Annotated in this window: 17 protein-coding genes and 1 pseudogene; 7 read left to right on the forward strand and 11 right to left on the reverse strand. The window is 61.0% G+C overall.

Going from position 1 to position 17,185, the window contains the following annotated elements; genetic code table 11:
- Positions 1-155: 155 nt before the first annotated feature.
- The 6 genes from F7R06_RS11205 to mdoH all read left to right on the forward strand — a co-directional run bounded on the left by F7R06_RS11205 (position 156) and on the right by mdoH (position 8,387).
- A complete protein-coding gene (locus F7R06_RS11205; protein WP_090328139.1) occupies positions 156-1,112 on the forward strand; it encodes a choline ABC transporter substrate-binding protein in 957 nt (318 codons plus the stop codon).
- A gap of 148 nt (positions 1,113-1,260) precedes the next feature.
- Positions 1,261-2,178 carry an alpha/beta hydrolase gene (locus tag F7R06_RS11215; RefSeq protein WP_090328147.1) on the forward strand — a complete coding sequence of 306 codons (918 nt, stop codon included), beginning with the start codon at positions 1,261-1,263 and terminating at the stop codon, positions 2,176-2,178.
- Between the two features lie 104 nt (positions 2,179-2,282).
- On the forward strand, positions 2,283-3,254 hold the full coding sequence (gene pip / locus F7R06_RS11220; RefSeq protein ID WP_090328150.1) for a prolyl aminopeptidase: 972 nt from the start codon (positions 2,283-2,285) through the stop codon (positions 3,252-3,254).
- Entirely contained in the window at positions 3,251-3,688 is a 438-nt protein-coding gene (dtd, locus tag F7R06_RS11225; protein ID WP_034148582.1) for a D-aminoacyl-tRNA deacylase, read from the forward strand. The genes pip and dtd overlap by 4 nt, the downstream gene beginning before the upstream one ends.
- 321 nt (positions 3,689-4,009) lie before the next feature.
- Entirely contained in the window at positions 4,010-5,824 is a 1,815-nt protein-coding gene (locus F7R06_RS11230; protein ID WP_090328152.1) for a glucan biosynthesis protein G, read from the forward strand.
- Positions 5,817-8,387, forward strand: a complete 2,571-nt coding sequence (gene mdoH, locus F7R06_RS11235; protein ID WP_090328155.1) for a glucans biosynthesis glucosyltransferase MdoH — start codon at positions 5,817-5,819, stop codon at positions 8,385-8,387. Before F7R06_RS11230 ends, mdoH begins: the two co-directional genes overlap by 8 nt.
- A gap of 249 nt (positions 8,388-8,636) precedes the next feature.
- Here the strand turns inward: mdoH and F7R06_RS31425 are convergent, their stop codons facing one another.
- From F7R06_RS31425 to ubiE, 11 genes and pseudogenes are all read right to left on the reverse strand, one after another.
- A complete protein-coding gene (locus tag F7R06_RS31425; RefSeq protein WP_425415244.1) occupies positions 8,637-9,509 on the reverse strand; it encodes a methyl-accepting chemotaxis protein in 873 nt (290 codons plus the stop codon).
- Positions 9,492-10,577: pseudogene (locus tag F7R06_RS31430) on the reverse strand (methyl-accepting chemotaxis protein); the annotation flags it as partial. The gene F7R06_RS31425 and the pseudogene F7R06_RS31430, both read right to left, overlap by 18 nt.
- 112 nt (positions 10,578-10,689) lie before the next feature.
- On the reverse strand, positions 10,690-11,397 hold the full coding sequence (locus tag F7R06_RS11245) for a 16S rRNA (uracil(1498)-N(3))-methyltransferase (protein ID WP_090328160.1): 708 nt from the start codon (positions 11,395-11,397) through the stop codon (positions 10,690-10,692).
- Positions 11,394-12,188: a twin-arginine translocase subunit TatC gene (gene tatC, locus F7R06_RS11250; protein WP_090328162.1), complete on the reverse strand. Its 795-nt coding sequence runs from the start codon at positions 12,186-12,188 to the stop codon at positions 11,394-11,396. Before tatC ends, F7R06_RS11245 begins: the two co-directional genes overlap by 4 nt.
- The gene (gene tatB / locus F7R06_RS11255) at positions 12,185-12,640 is read right to left on the reverse strand and encodes a Sec-independent protein translocase protein TatB (RefSeq protein ID WP_090328165.1); all 456 of its coding nucleotides are present in this window, start codon (positions 12,638-12,640) and stop codon (positions 12,185-12,187) included. The genes tatC and tatB overlap by 4 nt, the downstream gene beginning before the upstream one ends.
- 10 nt (positions 12,641-12,650) lie before the next feature.
- Positions 12,651-12,923 (reverse strand): twin-arginine translocase TatA/TatE family subunit, encoded by a 273-nt coding sequence (locus F7R06_RS11260; protein ID WP_090328167.1) that lies wholly within the window; start codon positions 12,921-12,923, stop codon positions 12,651-12,653.
- Positions 12,924-12,948: 25 nt separating this feature from the next.
- Positions 12,949-13,281: a phosphoribosyl-ATP diphosphatase gene (locus tag F7R06_RS11265; protein ID WP_090328169.1), complete on the reverse strand. Its 333-nt coding sequence runs from the start codon at positions 13,279-13,281 to the stop codon at positions 12,949-12,951.
- Positions 13,274-13,675 carry a phosphoribosyl-AMP cyclohydrolase gene (gene hisI / locus F7R06_RS11270; protein ID WP_090328172.1) on the reverse strand — a complete coding sequence of 134 codons (402 nt, stop codon included), beginning with the start codon at positions 13,673-13,675 and terminating at the stop codon, positions 13,274-13,276. Before hisI ends, F7R06_RS11265 begins: the two co-directional genes overlap by 8 nt.
- A gap of 81 nt (positions 13,676-13,756) precedes the next feature.
- Complete coding sequence (gene ubiB, locus F7R06_RS11275) at positions 13,757-15,361, reverse strand: ubiquinone biosynthesis regulatory protein kinase UbiB (RefSeq protein WP_090328174.1); 1,605 nt, start codon at positions 15,359-15,361, stop codon at positions 13,757-13,759.
- The gene (locus tag F7R06_RS11280) at positions 15,358-15,981 is read right to left on the reverse strand and encodes a ubiquinone biosynthesis accessory factor UbiJ (RefSeq protein ID WP_090328177.1); all 624 of its coding nucleotides are present in this window, start codon (positions 15,979-15,981) and stop codon (positions 15,358-15,360) included. Before F7R06_RS11280 ends, ubiB begins: the two co-directional genes overlap by 4 nt.
- On the reverse strand, positions 15,981-16,751 hold the full coding sequence (ubiE, locus tag F7R06_RS11285) for a bifunctional demethylmenaquinone methyltransferase/2-methoxy-6-polyprenyl-1,4-benzoquinol methylase UbiE (RefSeq protein WP_007989286.1): 771 nt from the start codon (positions 16,749-16,751) through the stop codon (positions 15,981-15,983). Before ubiE ends, F7R06_RS11280 begins: the two co-directional genes overlap by 1 nt.
- 155 nt (positions 16,752-16,906) lie before the next feature.
- On the opposite strand from ubiE, the gene F7R06_RS11290 reads away from it, so the two are divergent.
- Entirely contained in the window at positions 16,907-17,182 is a 276-nt protein-coding gene (locus tag F7R06_RS11290; RefSeq protein WP_090328181.1) for a polyhydroxyalkanoic acid system family protein, read from the forward strand.
- The last annotated feature ends 3 nt before the right edge of the window (positions 17,183-17,185 follow it).

The raw sequence follows: 17,185 nt of genomic DNA on the forward strand, positions 1-17,185 counted from the left end.
GCGTTCTTTTCAATACCTGGCAGGAACAGTCGCCGCTGTGCAAAACTCGGTCGCCACAGGTCGCTTTTACAGCTCGACTGCTGCGTAATGTTCCGGGCACGGTGCACGAAGACACCGAACCCATAACAATCCGCTGCCGCTCGAGAACGCCCTCTATGACAAGCACCAAAGGTTTGTTCACTCGCTGTCTCTCAATCCTCTGCGGTACCGCTCTCCTGAGCACCAGCGTCCTGGCCGCTGACGACGCCTCCTGCAAAGCCGTGCGCATGGGCGTGGTCAACTGGACCGACGTGATCGCCACCAGCGGCATGGCCGATGTATTGCTCAATGGCCTTGGCTATGAAAGCAAGCAAACCAGCGCCGTGCAGCAAATCATCTTCGCCGGCATTCGCGACAAGCGCCTGGACATTTTCCTCGGTTACTGGAAGCCGGCGATGGACAAGAACATCGCGCCGTTCCTGGCCGCCAATCAAGTGAAGGTCCTGGACAAGCCTAGCCTGGCCGACGCCCAGGCAACGCTCGCGGTGCCTGACTATGTCGCGGCCGCCGGTTTGAAAACCTTTGGCGATATCGCCAGGTTCAAGGATCAGCTTGGCGGCAAGATCTATGGCATCGAACCGGGCAGCGGCGCCAACACTACGATCAAGACCATGATCGAAACCAATCACTTTGGCCTCAAGGACTTCAAGCTGATCGAATCCGGCGAGGCCGGCATGCTCGCAGCCGTGCAGCGGGCAGTGAACCGCAAGGAGTTTGTGGTGTTCGTCGGCTGGACGCCGCACCCGATGAACATCAACATGAAGATCGCCTACCTGACCGGCAGCGAAGATGTCTACGGGCCGAACGAAGGGGCGGCGACCGTTTCTACCGTGACCGCTCCCGATTACGCCCAGCGCTGCCCGAACGTCAATCGGCTGTTGGAGAACCTGACCTTCACCGCCGCCCAGGAAAGTCAGTTGATGGTGCCGATCATGGAGCGCCAGACGGCGCAGGACGTTGCCAAAAAATGGCTGCGTGAACACCCGCAAGATCTTCAGCGCTGGCTGGCGGGCGTCAGCAGTTTTGATGGCAAGGATGGTGTGGCAGCGGTGCAGGCCAGTCTGAAGAACTGACAGCAGAACCTGTAGGAGCGAGCTCGCTCGCGATAAACCCGAGAACACCGCGGGGTATCAGGCTTACCGCGTTATCGTTGGCCATTATCGCGAGCAGGCTCGCTCCTACAGGGGTATACATTCCCCCCCCTGAACGGGCAGCAGACTCATGGCGCCTTATCCGCTTTCCGAACAGATGACGGCTTTCGTCGAGAAAACCGTCAGTTTCAACAGTACCGACAGCAGCCTGGCCGGCTTGCGCCAGGCCTACAGCGAGATGTGCCGGGCGTTCACCCCGGCACGTCCCGCCGGGCTCTACGTGGTGGACTTTGAATTGTCCGGTGTCCCGGTGCGGTCCTATCAACCCCCGGCTACGTCGTCGACCGGTGGTGCGCCCTGCATCCTCTATCTGCATGGTGGCGGTTGGGTAGTAGGGGACCTGGACTCCCACGACTTCATCTGTGCCGAGTTGGCATCGACACTGGGCGTGCTGGTGATTGCCGTCGACTACCGGCTGGCACCGGAGCACCCCTTTCCAGCGGCATTCGATGATTGCCTGAACGTCTGGCGCGCGTTGCGAACCGGACCCTTTCAGCTCGACCCCCAACGCACACTGGTGGCCGGCGACAGCGCCGGTGGCAATCTGGCCGCTGCACTGTGTCTGGCATTGCGTGACGTGGGCGAGCCCGTGCCGGCCGCGCAAGTGCTGATCTATCCGGGCCTCGGTGGTGATCAGGGGCTGGCTTCACGCAGCGAATGCATCGATGCCCCGTTGCTGAGCAGCAGTGATGTGGATTGCTACCACGCGCTGTATCTGCGCGGCACCCGAAACCCGGGAGCCTATGCGATGCCGTTGCTCGCCACGGATCTTCACCGATTGCCCCCAACCTTCATCGCCGTGGCGCAATTCGACCCGCTGCGCGATGACGGCGTGCGGTATGCCGAACGACTGATGGCTGCTGGCGTAGCGACGACGTTGTATTACGGCGAAGGATTGGTGCACGGTTGTTTGCGGGCGCGGGGGCAGGTTGCCGAGGTGAATAGGCTGTATGAAGCGCTGCTCGGATATCTGACGCCCAGACTCTGACTCTGCAAGGACATGCTCATTGGCGTAATTCGGGTTTATGATGCCCAACGGCAGAATAATAGAAGTCCCCCCAGGGATGACCCAGACCCCTTACGGAGCGCGCAATGCAGACTTTGTACCCGCAGATCAAACCCTACGCCCGGCATGATCTGGCTGTCGATGAAACCCATACGCTGTACGTCGACGAAAGCGGTTCACCGGAAGGATTGCCGGTCGTGTTCATCCATGGCGGCCCCGGCGCCGGGTGCGACGCCCAGAGTCGCTGCTACTTCGATCCAAATCTGTATCGCATTGTTACCTTCGACCAGCGCGGTTGCGGCCGTTCCACGCCCCACGCCAGCCTGGAAAACAACACCACCTGGGATCTGGTCGCCGACCTCGAGCGGATCCGCAAACACCTGGGCATCGAAAAATGGGTGCTGTTTGGCGGTTCCTGGGGGTCGACCCTGGCGCTGGCCTACGCGCAAACCCATCCGGAACGCGTGCATGGTCTGATCCTGCGCGGGATTTTTCTCTGCCGTCCGCAGGAAATCGAGTGGTTCTACCAGGCCGGTGCCAGCCGTCTGTTCCCCGATTACTGGCAGGACTACATCGCGCCGATCCCGCTGGACGAGCGCGACGATTTGCTCACGGCTTTCCACAAGCGCCTGACCGGCAACGATCAAATTGCCCAGATGCATGCGGCCAAGGCCTGGTCCACCTGGGAAGGCCGGACCGCGACCCTGCGTCCGAACCCGCAGGTGGTCGATCGTTTCTCCGAGCCTCAGCGCGCGCTGTCGATCGCCCGTATCGAGTGCCACTACTTCACCAACAATGCCTTCCTCGAGCCGAACCAGTTGATTCGCGACATGGGCAAAATCGCTCACTTGCCGGGGGTGATCGTCCACGGTCGTTATGACGTGATCTGCCCGCTGGACAACGCCTGGGAACTGCACCAGGCCTGGCCGAACAGCGAGCTGCAAATTATCCGTGACGCCGGTCATGCCGCCGCTGAGCCGGGGATTACCGATGCCTTGGTGCGTGCCGCCGATCAGATGGCCCGGCGCTTGCTCGACCTGACACCTGAAGAAGCATGAAGGGCCTGCTGCAGCGCGTGCGTGGGGCGCGGGTCGAGGTAGCGGGCGAGGTGGTTGGCGCAGTCGACCAGGGTTTATTGGTGCTGGTCGCCGTCGAGCCCGAGGACACTCGGGCCAGCGCCGACAAACTTCTCAATAAGCTGCTTAACTATCGAGTGTTCAGTGACGCCGAGGGCAAGATGAACCTGTCCCTGGCGGACGTGGGTGGCGGGTTGCTGCTGGTCTCGCAGTTCACCCTGGCCGCCGACACCAAGAGCGGGTTGCGCCCGAGTTTTTCGACCGCGGCCCCTCCGGCGCTGGGCGAGGAGCTTTTCGACTATCTATTAGGCAAAGCGAAACAGGTGCATGGCACTGTGGCATCAGGTAGATTCGGCGCGGATATGCAGGTGCACCTGGTCAATGATGGCCCGGTAACCTTCCTGTTACAGACGTAAAAGCGCTTGAAACACCTTTTTGCGCGGTTTTCGACTGAAAACAGGGGTGTTTCCCGATAAATACTTTGTTACCCCTGATGCGTTGTAACGCGGCCTACTAGATAATCGCGCGCTACGGGGATCAGCGTTCGTTGGTCCATTTTGACTTAGGTAGAGACTTGTCCTGAACCGTTTGGGGAATCATTTAGCCCCATCGGAGTCGGAACAATGCTCGCCAACTTGGCAAGAGTGGTTTGTATGGCCGGTTTTTTCGTATCGGAAACCGTACAGACCCTTTAACTGGCCGTTGGTTTTTTGATCTGTTTTCGGCGAGGGTTGCTCGTGATTGTTAGTCCCTGTAACGCACCAAAATTGTCTGCCAAACGGTTACGTAGCGCTCTGGTAGCGGGCTCTGCTCTGCTCACCCTGCTCAGCGCCGGCCAGCTTTGGGCCTTCAATCTGGATGATGTATCGGCCAAGGCAAAAGAACTGGCCGGGCAAAAATACGAAGCGCCTCGCAGTAACCTGCCAAACGAATTCCGCGAGATGAAATTCGCGGACTATCAGAAAATTCGTTTTCTGACGGAAAAAGCCGAATGGGCGGACCAGAAAACTCCGTTCAAGCTGTCGTTCTATCACCAGGGCATGCATTTTGATACGCCGGTGAAAATCAACGAAATCACGGCGAACGACGTCGAGGAGATCAAATACGACCCAAGTCGTTTCGACTTCGGCGACTTGAAATTCGATCCAAAAGCCACCGAGCAACTGGGTTACGCCGGTTTCCGTGTGCTGTACCCGATCAACAAGGCTGACAAGCAAGACGAAATCATGACCATGCTCGGCGCGAGTTACTTCCGCGTTGTCGGCAAAGGCCACGTCTATGGTTTGTCCGCTCGCGGCATGGCGATCGATACCGCCTTGCCATCCGGTGAGGAATTCCCGCGTTTTCGCGAATTCTGGATTCAACAGCCCAAGCCGGGCGACAAGCACCTGGTGATCTTCGCGTTGCTGGATTCGCCACGGGCGACCGGCGCCTATCGACTGATCCTTCGTCCAGGCAGCGACACCATTGTCGACGTCAAGGCGCAGATGTTCCTGCGTGACAAAGTTTCCAAGCTCGGCATTGCACCGCTGACCAGCATGTACCTGTTCGGTGCCAACCAGCCATCGAAAGTGCTGAACTACCGTCGCGAACTGCATGATTCCAGCGGTCTGTCGATCCGCGCCGGTAACGGCGAGTGGATCTGGCGTCCGCTGAACAACCCGAAACACCTGGCCGTGAGCAACTTCTCCGTCGAGAATCCGCGCGGTTTCGGTCTGCTGCAACGTGGTCGTGACTTCAGCCACTATGAAGACCTCGACGACCGCTACGACAAGCGTCCAAGCGCCTGGATCGAACCGAAAGGCGATTGGGGCAAGGGCTCCGTCGATCTGGTAGAGATTCCGACCGCCGACGAAACCAACGACAATATCGTGGCTTTCTGGAGCCCGGAAAAACTGCCGGAACCTGGCCAGCCGCTCGATGTCGCTTATCGTATGCACTGGACCATGGATGAAGCTTCGATCCACGCTCCGGACAGCGCCTGGGTCAAGCAGACCCTGCGTTCCACCGGCGATGTCAAACAGTCCAACCTGATTCGTCAGCCAGACGGTAGCGTCGCCTATCTGGTGGACTTCGAAGGCCCATCCCTGGCGGCACTGCCAGAGAATGCGGACGTTCGCAGCCAGGTGAGCGTCGGCGACAACGCCGAGCTCGTGGAAAACAGCGTGCGCTACAACCCCGAGACCAAGGGCTGGCGCCTGACCCTGCGCATGAAGATCAAGGACCCGAGCAAGTCCACCGAGATGCGTGCGGCGCTGGTTCAGAACGTCACGCCTGCCGACCTGGCCAAGACTTCGATTCCGGCCTCCAACTCCTCCGTGGCCAAGGCCGACAAGGTCGCCGCCAAGCAACAGGAGAAAACGGACAAGGAAGCCAAGCAGGCCGAGGCTACTCAGGGTGACGCCAAGCCGGTTGCAGATGCCAAGGACAAGGCCAATAAAGACGCCAAGCAGCCTGTCGCTGCCGACGCGGCCCCAGCCACACCGGAATCGGCATCGACTGAAGAAGTCCTGACCGAGACCTGGAGCTATCAGTTGCCTGCCGATGAGTAATTCACACGTACAGCCAGAGACTCTGTCCGAGTACCTGGCGCACCTGCCGATGACCGACCAGCAGCGCGCGGAACTCGCGGGCTGCCAGTCCTTCAGCGAACTGCACGAACGTCTTTCGTCCCAGGCGTTCGACGCCCCGACCGATGCCGCCCAGGCTTCGGTCGGCAAGCGCCTGACCCTGAGTACCGCCGAAGAGCTGCAAGACGCCGAAATGCTGGTGCTCGACGCCAACGGTCGGGTCTGCCTCAAGGCGACCCCGCCGATCCGTCGGACCAAGGTCGTGCCGGAACCGTGGCGCACCAATATCCTGGTGCGTGGCTGGCGCCGCCTGACCGGTCGTACCAACCCGCCCAAGCCGCCGAAGGACGAACGTGTCCTGCCGGCTGCGCGCTGGCGCACCGTCGGTTCGATCCGTCGCTACATTCTGTTGCTGCTGATGCTCGGCCAGACCATCGTCGCTGGCTGGTACATGAAAGGCATCATGCCGTACCAGGGCTGGTCGTTCGTCGACCTCAACGAAGTGTTGCATCAACCGCTGCTGCAAACCGCCACGCAAGTGCTGCCGTATGCATTGCAGACCAGCATCCTGATCCTGTTCGGCATCCTGTTCTGCTGGGTATCGGCCGGTTTCTGGACGGCACTGATGGGCTTCCTGGAGTTGCTCACCGGTCACGACAAGTACCGCATTTCCGGCGCCAGTGCCGGCAACGAGCCGATTCCGAAAGACGCGCGCACCGCACTGGTGATGCCGATCTGTAACGAAGACGTGCCCCGGGTATTCGCCGGTCTGCGCGCGACCTTCGAGTCGGTCGCGGCCACGGGTGATCTGGACCGCTTCGACTTCTTCGTCCTCAGCGACAGTAACGACGCCGATATCTGCGTCGCCGAGCAACAGGCCTGGCTGGACGTCTGCCGCGAGGCAGGGGGCTTCGGCAAGATTTTCTATCGCCGCCGCCGCCGTCGCGTCAAGCGCAAGAGCGGTAACCTCGACGACTTCTGCCGCCGTTGGGGCGGTGACTACAAGTACATGGTCGTGCTCGACGCCGACTCGGTGATGAGCGGTGAGTGCCTGACCAGTCTCGTGCGCTTGATGGAAGCCACGCCGGACGCCGGGATCATCCAGACCGCGCCTCGTGCGTCGGGCATGGACACGCTGTATGCGCGCATGCAGCAGTTCGCCACCCGCGTGTACGGTCCGCTGTTCACCGCCGGCCTGCACTTCTGGCAGTTGGGCGAATCCCACTACTGGGGCCACAACGCAATCATCCGCATGAAGCCGTTTATCGACCACTGCGCGCTGGCGCCGTTGCCCGGTAAAGGCGCGTTTTCCGGTGCGATTCTGTCCCACGACTTCGTCGAAGCCGCGCTGATGCGCCGTGCCGGTTGGGGCGTGTGGATTGCCTACGACTTGCCTGGCAGTTACGAAGAGCTGCCGCCGAACCTGCTGGACGAACTCAAGCGTGACCGTCGCTGGTGCCACGGCAACCTGATGAACTTCCGACTGTTCCTGGTCAAGGGCATGCACCCGGTGCACCGTGCGGTGTTCCTCACGGGTGTGATGTCTTACCTGTCGGCGCCGTTGTGGTTCTTCTTCCTCGTGCTGTCGACGGCGCTGCTGGCGGTCAACACGCTGATGGAGCCGCAGTACTTCCTCGAACCGCGCCAGCTTTATCCGCTGTGGCCTCAATGGCACCCGGACAAGGCCATTGCGCTGTTCTCGACCACCATCGTGCTGCTGTTCCTGCCGAAGCTGTTGAGCATCATCCTGATCTGGGCCAAGGGCGCGAAAGAGTTCGGTGGCAAGTTCAAGGTGACCCTGTCCATGTTGCTGGAGATGCTGTTCTCCATGCTGCTGGCACCGGTGCGGATGATTTTCCACACCCGTTTCGTCCTTGCCGCGTTCCTCGGCTGGGCCGCGACCTGGAACTCGCCGCAACGTGACGACGATTCCACGCCGTGGAGCGAGGCGGTAAAACGCCATGGTCCGCAAACCTTGCTCGGCTTCTTCTGGGCTTTGCTGGTGATCTGGCTGAACCCGAGCTTCCTCTGGTGGCTGGTGCCGATCGTCGGTTCGTTGATGCTGTCCATCCCGGTATCGGTGATTTCCAGCCGTGTCGGCCTGGGCCTCAAGTCCCGTGACGAGAGCCTGTTCCTGATCCCTGAGGAATACAATCCGCCGCAGGCGTTGCTGGCCACCGACCAGTACACCCACGAAAACCGCTGGCATGCACTGAATGACGGCTTTGTCCGTTCAGTGGTCGACCCGCAGCAGAACGCCCTGGCGTGCTCGCTGGCGACCTCCCGTCACCGTCAGGCGGAACCGATCGAGTGGCTGCGCGTCGAGCGGGTACGCCACGCGATGAAGGTCGGGCCTGATGGGCTGACCAACAATGAACGTGTGCAACTGTTGAGCGACCCAGTGGCATTGGCTCGCCTGCATGAGCAGGTCTGGAGCGAAGGTCACCAGGAGTGGCTGGGCGCGTGGCGCAAGTCGGTGAAGGCCGACCCTCATGCACCGCTGCTTCCGCTCAAGCCAGTGAGCATTCAGCCGCAGTTGGCCTGATGAAAAAACCCGCGAAAGCGGGTTTTTTTATGATCGTGCGCAAGCGGTGGGAACGATCAGCCGAAGGATCTTCGGGCGTAGGGCTTCCTGCGTCAGGTCCTGTACGTGCAGCGTCCTGTCGGGCGCCATCGCGGGCAAGCCTCCACACAGTGATTGGGTTGATCACACTCGACGCAAAAACTGTGGAAGCGTGACTTGCCCGCGCTGACATCACCTCGGTTCAGATCGAACCGAGGCAGATGAATCACCTCAAACCCTGAACCGCCCCACCAGCATCTGCAAATGCGTCCCCAACCGCGCCAGCTCAACACTGGACGCCGCCGTCTCCTCGCTGGCCGCCGAGGTCTGATCTGACACATCCCGCACATTCAGCACGCTACGGTTGATCTCTTCCGCCACGGCGCTTTGCTGCTCGGCAGCGGCGGCGATCTGCTGGTTCATCGCCTGGATCGCCGACACGGTGCGGGTGATGCTTTCCAGTGAGCCGCCGGCGCGGCGGGTCAGTTCGACGCTGCTGTCGGTCAGGGCGCGGCTGTTGTCCATGATGGCCGATACTTGCTGGGTACCGTTTTGCAGGCCGACGATCAGCTCTTCGATCTCTTCGGTGGACTTCTGGGTGCGTTGCGCCAGGCTGCGGACTTCGTCGGCGACCACGGCAAAACCCCGTCCGGCCTCACCCGCGCGCGCCGCTTCGATCGCTGCGTTGAGCGCCAGCAGGTTGGTTTGCTGGGCCACGGACTTGATTACATCGAGGACGCTGCCGATTTTGTCGCTTTCACGCTTGAGCTCGCCCATGGCTTCGGTGGAGTGACCCACTTCCAGGGCCAGGCGCTCGATCTGCGCGATCGCTTCACCCACTACCTTGTCACCTTCACGGGCCTGCTGATCGGCGGCGACGGCGGCCTCGGAGGCTTCTTCGGCGTTGCGCGCGACTTCCTGCACCGTGGCGGTCATTTCGTTCATGGCGGTCGCCACCTGATCGGTCTCGACCTTCTGGCTGTTGACCCCGGCGCTGGTCTGCTCGGTGACGGCGGACAGCTCTTCGGCGGCGCTGGCGATTTGCGTGACGCCATCACTGATGCCGCCGATCAGTTCGCGCAGGCCTTGGGTCATGCTCTGCATGGCGCGTTGCAGTTGGCCGAGTTCATCCTGGCGTGGGGAGTTCAGGTCGTGGGTCAAGTCGCCGCCGGCCACACGTTGGGCCACGAGCAGGGTCTGGTTCAGAGGAATGATGATCTGCCGGGTAATCGCCCAGGCGGCCAGCAGGCCGAAGGCCATGGCCAAGACGGTGGCGAGGGCCAGCATGTTCTTGGCATGGGCGACGTCGGTGTCACGGACAACGGTTTGCGAGGCGGTGAGTTTTTTACTGACGTCCAGCAGGATCTCGCCTTGGGCGGCCATGCGCTCAAGGGCTTTGGCGCTGGCGACCTGGGAATCGCGGAACTGGCTGACGGCGGCACGGTAAGCCTTCAGTGAGTCGGTCGCCTGCTTCAGGTTGGCGATGTGTTCCTCGGGCAGTTTGGCCGGCAGGCTTTCGAGGTTTTTCAGGGCGTTGTCGATGGCGTCCAGGGCTGGCTGCTCGGCCTCGCTCTTGGCGCTGTAGGTGTAGCCGCGCACCTGGAAGCGGGCCTGCTGGATCAATTTGCTCAGGTCGATGACGCTGTTGAAGGCGGTCACGCTATCGCCTTGCAGCATGAATTTTTCCACTTCGGCGACATGGGCCACGGCGTTGTCGGCGGTGGCACCGAGTTTGCTGCGGGCGTCTTCACGCTGAGCGCCGGCCTGGGTCATATCACTGAACGCGCGACGGTACTCGGCGACGGCGGCCAGTTGTTGATCGACCAGTGCCACGTCAGCGGGTTGCTCGATCAGGCTACGGGCGGTTTTCAGGTCGCTTTCGAGTTTGCTCAATTGCTCGTTGACGGCACCAGGGCCTTGTTCGCCGCGACGCATTTCGTAATCCAGGCGTGCTATGCGCAGGTCTTTGGTCACCCCGTTGATATCGGAAATGAAACCCAGCTTATCGCCACGACTGGTCACGTTGCCCAGACCGCTCCAGCCCGTGAAGGTGATCAGCAGGGTCAGCAATAACACCAGACCAAAACCGATTCCGAGTTTGCGTTTGACGCTGACGTTTCCCAGCTTATCGGCTAGCCATTGGTACATGCTGCAACTCCCCGGACCACACATTGGTTTTATGGGGGATGTATCGGCAGGCGAGTGCGATTCTGTAGGTGCGTCCGATGTATGGGGGGATGATGAACTGTAGGAGCGAGCAAGCTCCCTCCTACAGGGGCGGAATCTAGAAGAGGCGGGCCAAAAGGGCGGTGACGGCGGTTTCGACCCGCAGGATGCGCTCGCCCAGTTGCACTGGCTGCAACCCGGCCTTGCCCAGCAGGTCGATCTCGTAAGGAATCCAGCCACCCTCCGGACCAATGGCCAGGGTCACCGGTTCGCTCAGGGCGCGAGGGCAGGGCGGGTATTGGCCGGGATGGCCTACCAGGCCGAGGGTGCCTTCGACGATGGCCGGCAGGCGATCTTCGACGAACGGCTTGAAGCGCTTCTCGATCACCACTTCCGGCAGCACGCTGTCCCGGGCCTGTTCGAGGCCGAGGATCAACTGCTCGCGAATCGCTTCAGGCTCCAGGAACGGGGTCTGCCAGAAGCTCTTCTCGACGCGATAGCTGTTGACCAGCACGATCCGTGGCACACCCATGGCCGCCACGGTCTGGAACACCCTGCGCAGCATTTTGGGCCGTGGCAGGGCCAGTACCAGGGTCAATGGCAGCTTGGCGGGGGGAGGCTGGTCGAGGTTGACGCGCAATTCCGCTTCAGTGGCGTCCAGGCGCAGCACCTCGGCGGAACCCATCAGCCCGTCGATACGGCCGACACGCATGCTGTCACCGACTTCACAGCGGTGAACTTCCTGCATGTGGGTCAACCGGCGATCACGCAGGATCACCCGGTCGGCCGCAATGAAGTCGGCCGATTCGAGGAGCAGCAGGTTCACGCTTGGGTCGCTGGCGGCTGGTCGTTGTGATCGTCAGCCGGTTGGTCGTCCGGATGTTCGCCGCGCTTGCTGACCAGGCTGCCAAACAGGATGCCGATCTCGAACAGCAGCCACATCGGTACGGCCAGCAGGGTCTGCGAGAAGATGTCCGGTGGCGTCAGGATCATGCCGACCACGAAGCAGCCGATGATCACGTACGGGCGGATTTTCTTCAGGTATTTGACGTCGACCACGCCGATCCACACCAACAGCACCACGGCCACCGGAATCTCGAACGCCACGCCGAACGCGAAGAACAGCGTCATGACGAAGTCGAGGTAGCTGGTGATGTCGGTCATCATTTCCACGCCGGCCGGAGTAGCGGAGGCGAAGAATTTGAAGATCAGCGGGAACACCAGGTAATAGGCGAACGCCATGCCGGTGTAGAACAGCATGATGCTGGAGATCAGCAAGGGTACTGCAATGCGCTTTTCATGCTTGTACAGGCCTGGGGCAATGAAGCCCCAGATCTGGTGCAGAATCACCGGGATCGCCAGGAACAGCGACACCATCATCGTCAGCTTCAGCGGCGTCAGGAACGGCGACGACACGTCGGTGGCGATCATCGTCGCGCCGGCTGGCAAGTAGGCGCGCAGCGGTGTCGAGACGAAGGTGTAGATCTGCTGGGTGAAGGCGAATAACCCGGCGAAGATGATGAAAATCGCCGCTACGCAGCGCAGCAGGCGGGTACGCAACTCGGTGAGGTGCGAAACCAGCGGCATGTGCTGGTCGTTTTCAGGAAGATCGCTCATGGGGCTCGCGGCGGCAGTGTTGGGTCATGAGGAGCCGGCGCGACAGGTGCGGCGGCTGGAGCAACAGGTTCAACCGCAGGTGTCGCCACAACGGGCGCCGCTTCGGTTGTCGCGACAACGGCAGCCGGCGCAGGCGTTGGCGTCGGTGCGGCGGGTGTGTGAATCGACTGCTCACCCACGTGCTCCACCGGCGTCGGCTCCTGCTGGGTCGGCGTGAAGATCTTCCGTGCCTCCTGCTCAAGCGACAGGATGTGCTCGTTGTGCAGTTGCCGACGGATCTCGTCGGCACCGATTTCACGTTCAACTTCCTGTTTGATCGCGTTGAAGCTGCGCTTCAGACGCCCGACCCACAGGCCGGCGGTGCGCGCAGCGCCCGGCAGACGCTCGGGGCCCAGTACCAGCAGGGCGACGAGGCCGACGAGCAGCAGTTCAGAGAAGCTGATACCAAACATTAGTCTGTGCTCACGAGTCTTTGCGGATCGGCTCTTCGACTTTTTGCGCCTGCACATCGATGGTGTGCGGCTGGTTCACAGAGGCCTGTGGCTGAACGGGCGGAACCGGTTGGGCCGGAGTCGCGCTCGGGTCGGCCGGTTTTTCGTCATCGTTCATGGCTTTGCGGAAGCCCTTGATCGATTCGCCAACGTCCGTGCCGAGATTCTTCAGTTTCTTGGTGCCGAATACGAGTACCACGACAACCAGGATGACGATCCAGTGTTTCCAGTCAAAAATGCCCATGCTGCTGCTCCTCTCTAATAGTTATTCAGGCGGACGGGCGCGAGGCTTTCTCGGCGTGTCCGGACAGACCGAAGCGACGGTCCAGTTCATCGAGTACAGCCTGTGGATGCTGCCCTAGTTGGGCGAGCATGACCATGCTGTGGAACCACAAATCGGCGGTTTCGTAGATCACATCGCTGCAGTCGCCGCTGACGGCGGCATCCTTGGCGGCAATGATGGTTTCGACCGACTCTTCGCCGACTTTTTCCAGAATCTTGTTCAAGCCCTTGTGATACAGGCTGGCGACATACGAGCTATCGGCGGCGGCGCCTTTGCGCTCTTCCAGTACGGCAGCCAGGCGGGTCAGAGTGTCACTCATGTTTGTGTCCTGAGGAATAGATGGCATTGGGATCTTTCAGGACCGGGTCGACGGTTGTCCAGTCGCCGTTCTCGAAGACACGATAGAAGCAGCTCTGGCGGCCGGTATGGCAGGCGATGTCGCCGATCTGCTCGACCATCAGGATGATCACGTCAGCATCGCAGTCCAGGCGCATCTCGTGCAGGGTCTGCACGTGGCCGGACTCTTCGCCCTTGCGCCACAGCTTGCCACGGGAGCGCGACCAGTAAATGGCGCGGTTCTCGGAAGCGGTCAGCTCCAGTGCCTCACGGTTCATCCAGGCCATCATCAGGACACGCCCGGTCTTGTGATCCTGGGCAATTGCCGGCACCAGGCCATCGGCGTCCCACTTGATCTCGTCCAGCCAGTTTTTCATCTTCGACTCCGACAGCGGGCCCGACACTTCATTAGTCGAACCCAAGCGTTCAAACAGTGTGCCAGTCGTTCACGCAACTGGCTATCGGCGAACGACCAGATACAAGCCCACGGCCATCATGATGCCTGCCGGCCAATACGCCAACTGGTTCAACGGCCCGCCGGCGGCGAGAAGGGCGCCACCGGCCAGATGCGCGGTACCTAGCAGGCGCAGGAACCAGTCGTCGCGAGCTCGATGCCACGGCGGTGGCGGGTCATTGGCGTGGGGCTGGGACATGCGTTCGAGCAGGTCGCGGGCCATGTTGGCCAGGTGGGGGATCTGCTCGAACTGGCTCTGCACGTTGCCGAGCAAGGCCTTGGGACTGACCCGCTCGCGCATCCAGCGTTCCAGGAACGGCTGGGCGGTGTTCCACAGATCAAGCTCCGGGTACAACTGACGGCCCAGGCCTTCGATGTTCAGCAGGGTTTTTTGCAGTAGTACGAGTTGCGGCTGCACTTCCATGTTGAAGCGCCGCGCGGTCTGGAACAGGCGCATCAGCACCTGGCCGAAGGAAATATCCTTTAACGGTTTTTCGAAAATCGGCTCGCACACGGTACGGATCGCCGCTTCGAACTCGTTGAGCTTGGTTTCCGCCGGCACCCAGCCCGAATCGATGTGCAGTTGCGCCACGCGACGGTAATCACGCTTGAAGAACGCGAACAGGTTGCGGGCCAGGTAATCCTGGTCTTCCGGAGTCAGGCTGCCGACGATGCCGCAGTCGATCGCGATGTACTGCGGGCTCCACGGATTCACCGTGCTGACGAAGATGTTGCCGGGGTGCATGTCGGCGTGGAAGAAGCTGTCGCGGAACACTTGGGTGAAGAAAATTTCCACGCCGCGCTCGGCCAGCATTTTCATGTCGGTGCGCTGGTCGGCCAGGGTCGCCAGGTCGGTGACCTGAATGCCGTAGATGCGCTCCATCACCAGGACTTTCGGGCGGCACCAGTCCCAATAGACTTGCGGCACGTACAACAGCGGCGAACCTTCAAAGTTGCGCTTCAACTGACTGGCGTTGGCGGCTTCACGCAGCAGGTCGAGTTCGTCATAGATGGTTTTTTCATAGTCGCTGACCACGTCCACCGGGTGCAGCAGGCGCGCATCGGCCGACACTTTTTCGGCGGCGCGGGCGAGGATGAACAGCCACGCCAGGTCCTGGGCGATCACCGGTTTCAGGCCGGGACGAATCACCTTGACCACGACTTCTTCGCCGGTTTTGAGCTGTGCGGCGTGCACCTGCGCGACCGAGGCCGAGGCTAGCGGTTCGACGTCGAAACGGCTGAAGACTTCGCTGATTTTCTTGCCCAGCTGCTCTTCGATCAGCTTGACCGACAGCTGTGAATCGAACGGCGGAACGCGGTCCTGCAGCTTCATCAGCTCATCGGCGATGTCTTCGGGCAGCAAGTCACGGCGGGTGGACAAAATCTGGCCGAACTTGATGAAAATCGGCCCCAGGTCCTGCAACGCCAGGCGCAGTCGCGCGCCTCGGCTCAGGTCTAGTGTCTTGCGCGGGAACCAGCGCCATGGCAGGGCGTAGCGCAGCACCAGCAGGAACCAGGGCAGCGGCAGGGCGAACAGCAGGTCATCAAGGCGGTAGCGGATCACGACGCGCTGGATGCGCAACAAACGGCGGACGGCAAGCAGCTTCATGCGTTATCGCTTGGGTCGAGGGATCGGGAAAGGCGCTCGAAACGCGCCTCGAGACGTTCCAGATCAAGCTTGATCTGGTCCAGTTCACTGAATCGGGCTTCGGCTTCGCGCTGACCGACGAGGGTGCGCGATTCTTCGGCCAGGTATTCGCCCAGGTTCTGACCCAGGCTGGCGAACCCTTGCTGATACCAGCGGGCGCGGCTGCGCAGGTGACCACCGACCAGTTGCGTGGCGACAGGGCCGAGCCAGCGCGAGAGTTCGTACTCCCAGTCCAGCTCCAGGTCCTGAAGGATGGCCGCCAGCTCCAGCAGTACGCCGCTGTCACCCTCGAGCTCGACTTCAGGCCCATGCAGGACCGACGTCTTGTCCTTGCTCATCGCCAGTTTCAACAGGCTTGATGCCGGGGCCCGCAAGGTGCAGTCGGCGCCGGTTTCCCACTGGGAAGCCAGCATCAGGCCTTCATCGCTGGGCAGGATGAACAATTGCAATGCCGGGCTGCGGCAATCGACGGCAATTACCCTGCCGCTTAAATGCGCCAGCCGCGGCAGCGCCGTGCTGTCGAGGCGCAGCACCCGGTTCAGACCGAGTTCAACGCTGGCGAGCAGGCCGGCGAGCAGCATCAGGGCTTGATGCCGCGGTGCAGGGCGACGATGCCTGCGGTCATGTTGTGATAGGTCACGCGGTCGAAACCGGCCTCGACCATCATCGACTTCAGGGTTTCCTGATTCGGGTGCATGCGGATCGATTCGGCCAGGTAGCGATAGCTTTCCGAATCGTTGGTGATCAGCTTGCCCATCAACGGCATGAAAGCGAACGAGTAGGCATCGTAGGCTTTGGACATCAGCGCGTTGGTCGGCTTGGAGAACTCCAGCACCAGCAGGCGGCCGCCTGGCTTGAGTACACGCAGCATCGAGCGCAGGGCGTCTTCCTTGTGCGTGACGTTGCGCAGGCCGAAGGCGATGGTCACGCAGTCGAAGTGGTTGTCCGGGAACGGCAGTTTTTCCGCATCGGCCTGGACGAATTCGACGTTACCGGCCACACCCAGGTCCAGCAGGCGGTCACGACCGACCTTGAGCATGGATTCGTTGATGTCGGCCAACACCACCTGGCCGGTCGGGCCTACCAGGTGCGAGAACTTGCGGGTCAGGTCGCCGGTGCCGCCGGCGATGTCCAGCACGCGATTGCCTGTGCGTACACCCGACAGCTCGATCGCAAAACGCTTCCACAGGCGGTGCATGCCGCCCGACAGGAGGTCGTTCATCAAGTCGTACTTGGCGGCTACCGAGTGGAAAACCTCAGCGACTTTTTCCGCTTTCTGGCTTTCCGGAACGTTTTTGAAGCCGAAGTGAGTGGTGGGTTCGGCATCGCTGCCTTTGCGCTGATCAGTCATATCGCTGTCACCAAAATAGAATGCGCGACATTCTAATCCCCAAGGGATGCTTTGTCTTGGCAAGGCTGAAGGTAAGATGGATCACCCTCGGGACGTTTTGCCGCATCAGTGGTCAAGATTCACCGAACAAGCATTCATAAAGCAGGAGTCATTCGATGGCCCATATTAGTGTTGAGCGTGCCCACGGCCTGGGTAAGGAAGCGGCTCGCGAGAAGGCCGACAAGCTGGCGCAGAAACTCTCCGATCATTATGGCCTGGAGCCGCAGTGGTCTGGCGACACCCTGAACCTCAAGCGCTCGGGCGTGAAAGGTGCCGTGCACGTCAGTGAAGATTCGATCAGGGTCGATGTGGAGTTGGGCCTGATGATGTCGGCCATGAGTGGCATGATCAAATCGGAAATCGAAAAGGCGCTGGATAAAGCTCTGGTCTGATCA

It is taken from the genome of Pseudomonas moorei (genome assembly GCF_008801475.1).
Classification (GTDB): Bacteria; Pseudomonadota; Gammaproteobacteria; order Pseudomonadales; family Pseudomonadaceae; genus Aquipseudomonas; species Aquipseudomonas moorei.

Coding starts and splice junctions, on each gene's coding strand:
- tatC (WP_090328162.1), bottom strand. CDS start 12,188: ATGAGCGATCTTCCTGAAAACGACCAGCACATGCCGCTGGTTTCGCAC.
- F7R06_RS11260 (WP_090328167.1), bottom strand. CDS start 12,923: ATGGGCATTTTTGACTGGAAACACTGGATCGTCATCCTGGTTGTCGTG.
- F7R06_RS31425 (WP_425415244.1), bottom strand. CDS start 9,509: ATGCAGAGCATGACCCAAGGCCTGCGCGAACTGATCGGCGGCATCAGT.
- F7R06_RS11265 (WP_090328169.1), bottom strand. CDS start 13,281: ATGAGTGACACTCTGACCCGCCTGGCTGCCGTACTGGAAGAGCGCAAA.
- F7R06_RS11215 (WP_090328147.1), top strand. CDS start 1,261: ATGGCGCCTTATCCGCTTTCCGAACAGATGACGGCTTTCGTCGAGAAA.
- tatB (WP_090328165.1), bottom strand. CDS start 12,640: ATGTTTGGTATCAGCTTCTCTGAACTGCTGCTCGTCGGCCTCGTCGCC.
- dtd (WP_034148582.1), top strand. CDS start 3,251: ATGAAGGGCCTGCTGCAGCGCGTGCGTGGGGCGCGGGTCGAGGTAGCG.
- F7R06_RS11205 (WP_090328139.1), top strand. CDS start 156: ATGACAAGCACCAAAGGTTTGTTCACTCGCTGTCTCTCAATCCTCTGC.
- pip (WP_090328150.1), top strand. CDS start 2,283: ATGCAGACTTTGTACCCGCAGATCAAACCCTACGCCCGGCATGATCTG.
- ubiB (WP_090328174.1), bottom strand. CDS start 15,361: ATGAAGCTGCTTGCCGTCCGCCGTTTGTTGCGCATCCAGCGCGTCGTG.
- F7R06_RS11290 (WP_090328181.1), top strand. CDS start 16,907: ATGGCCCATATTAGTGTTGAGCGTGCCCACGGCCTGGGTAAGGAAGCG.
- ubiE (WP_007989286.1), bottom strand. CDS start 16,751: ATGACTGATCAGCGCAAAGGCAGCGATGCCGAACCCACCACTCACTTC.
- hisI (WP_090328172.1), bottom strand. CDS start 13,675: ATGAAAAACTGGCTGGACGAGATCAAGTGGGACGCCGATGGCCTGGTG.
- F7R06_RS11280 (WP_090328177.1), bottom strand. CDS start 15,981: ATGCTGCTCGCCGGCCTGCTCGCCAGCGTTGAACTCGGTCTGAACCGG.
- mdoH (WP_090328155.1), top strand. CDS start 5,817: ATGAGTAATTCACACGTACAGCCAGAGACTCTGTCCGAGTACCTGGCG.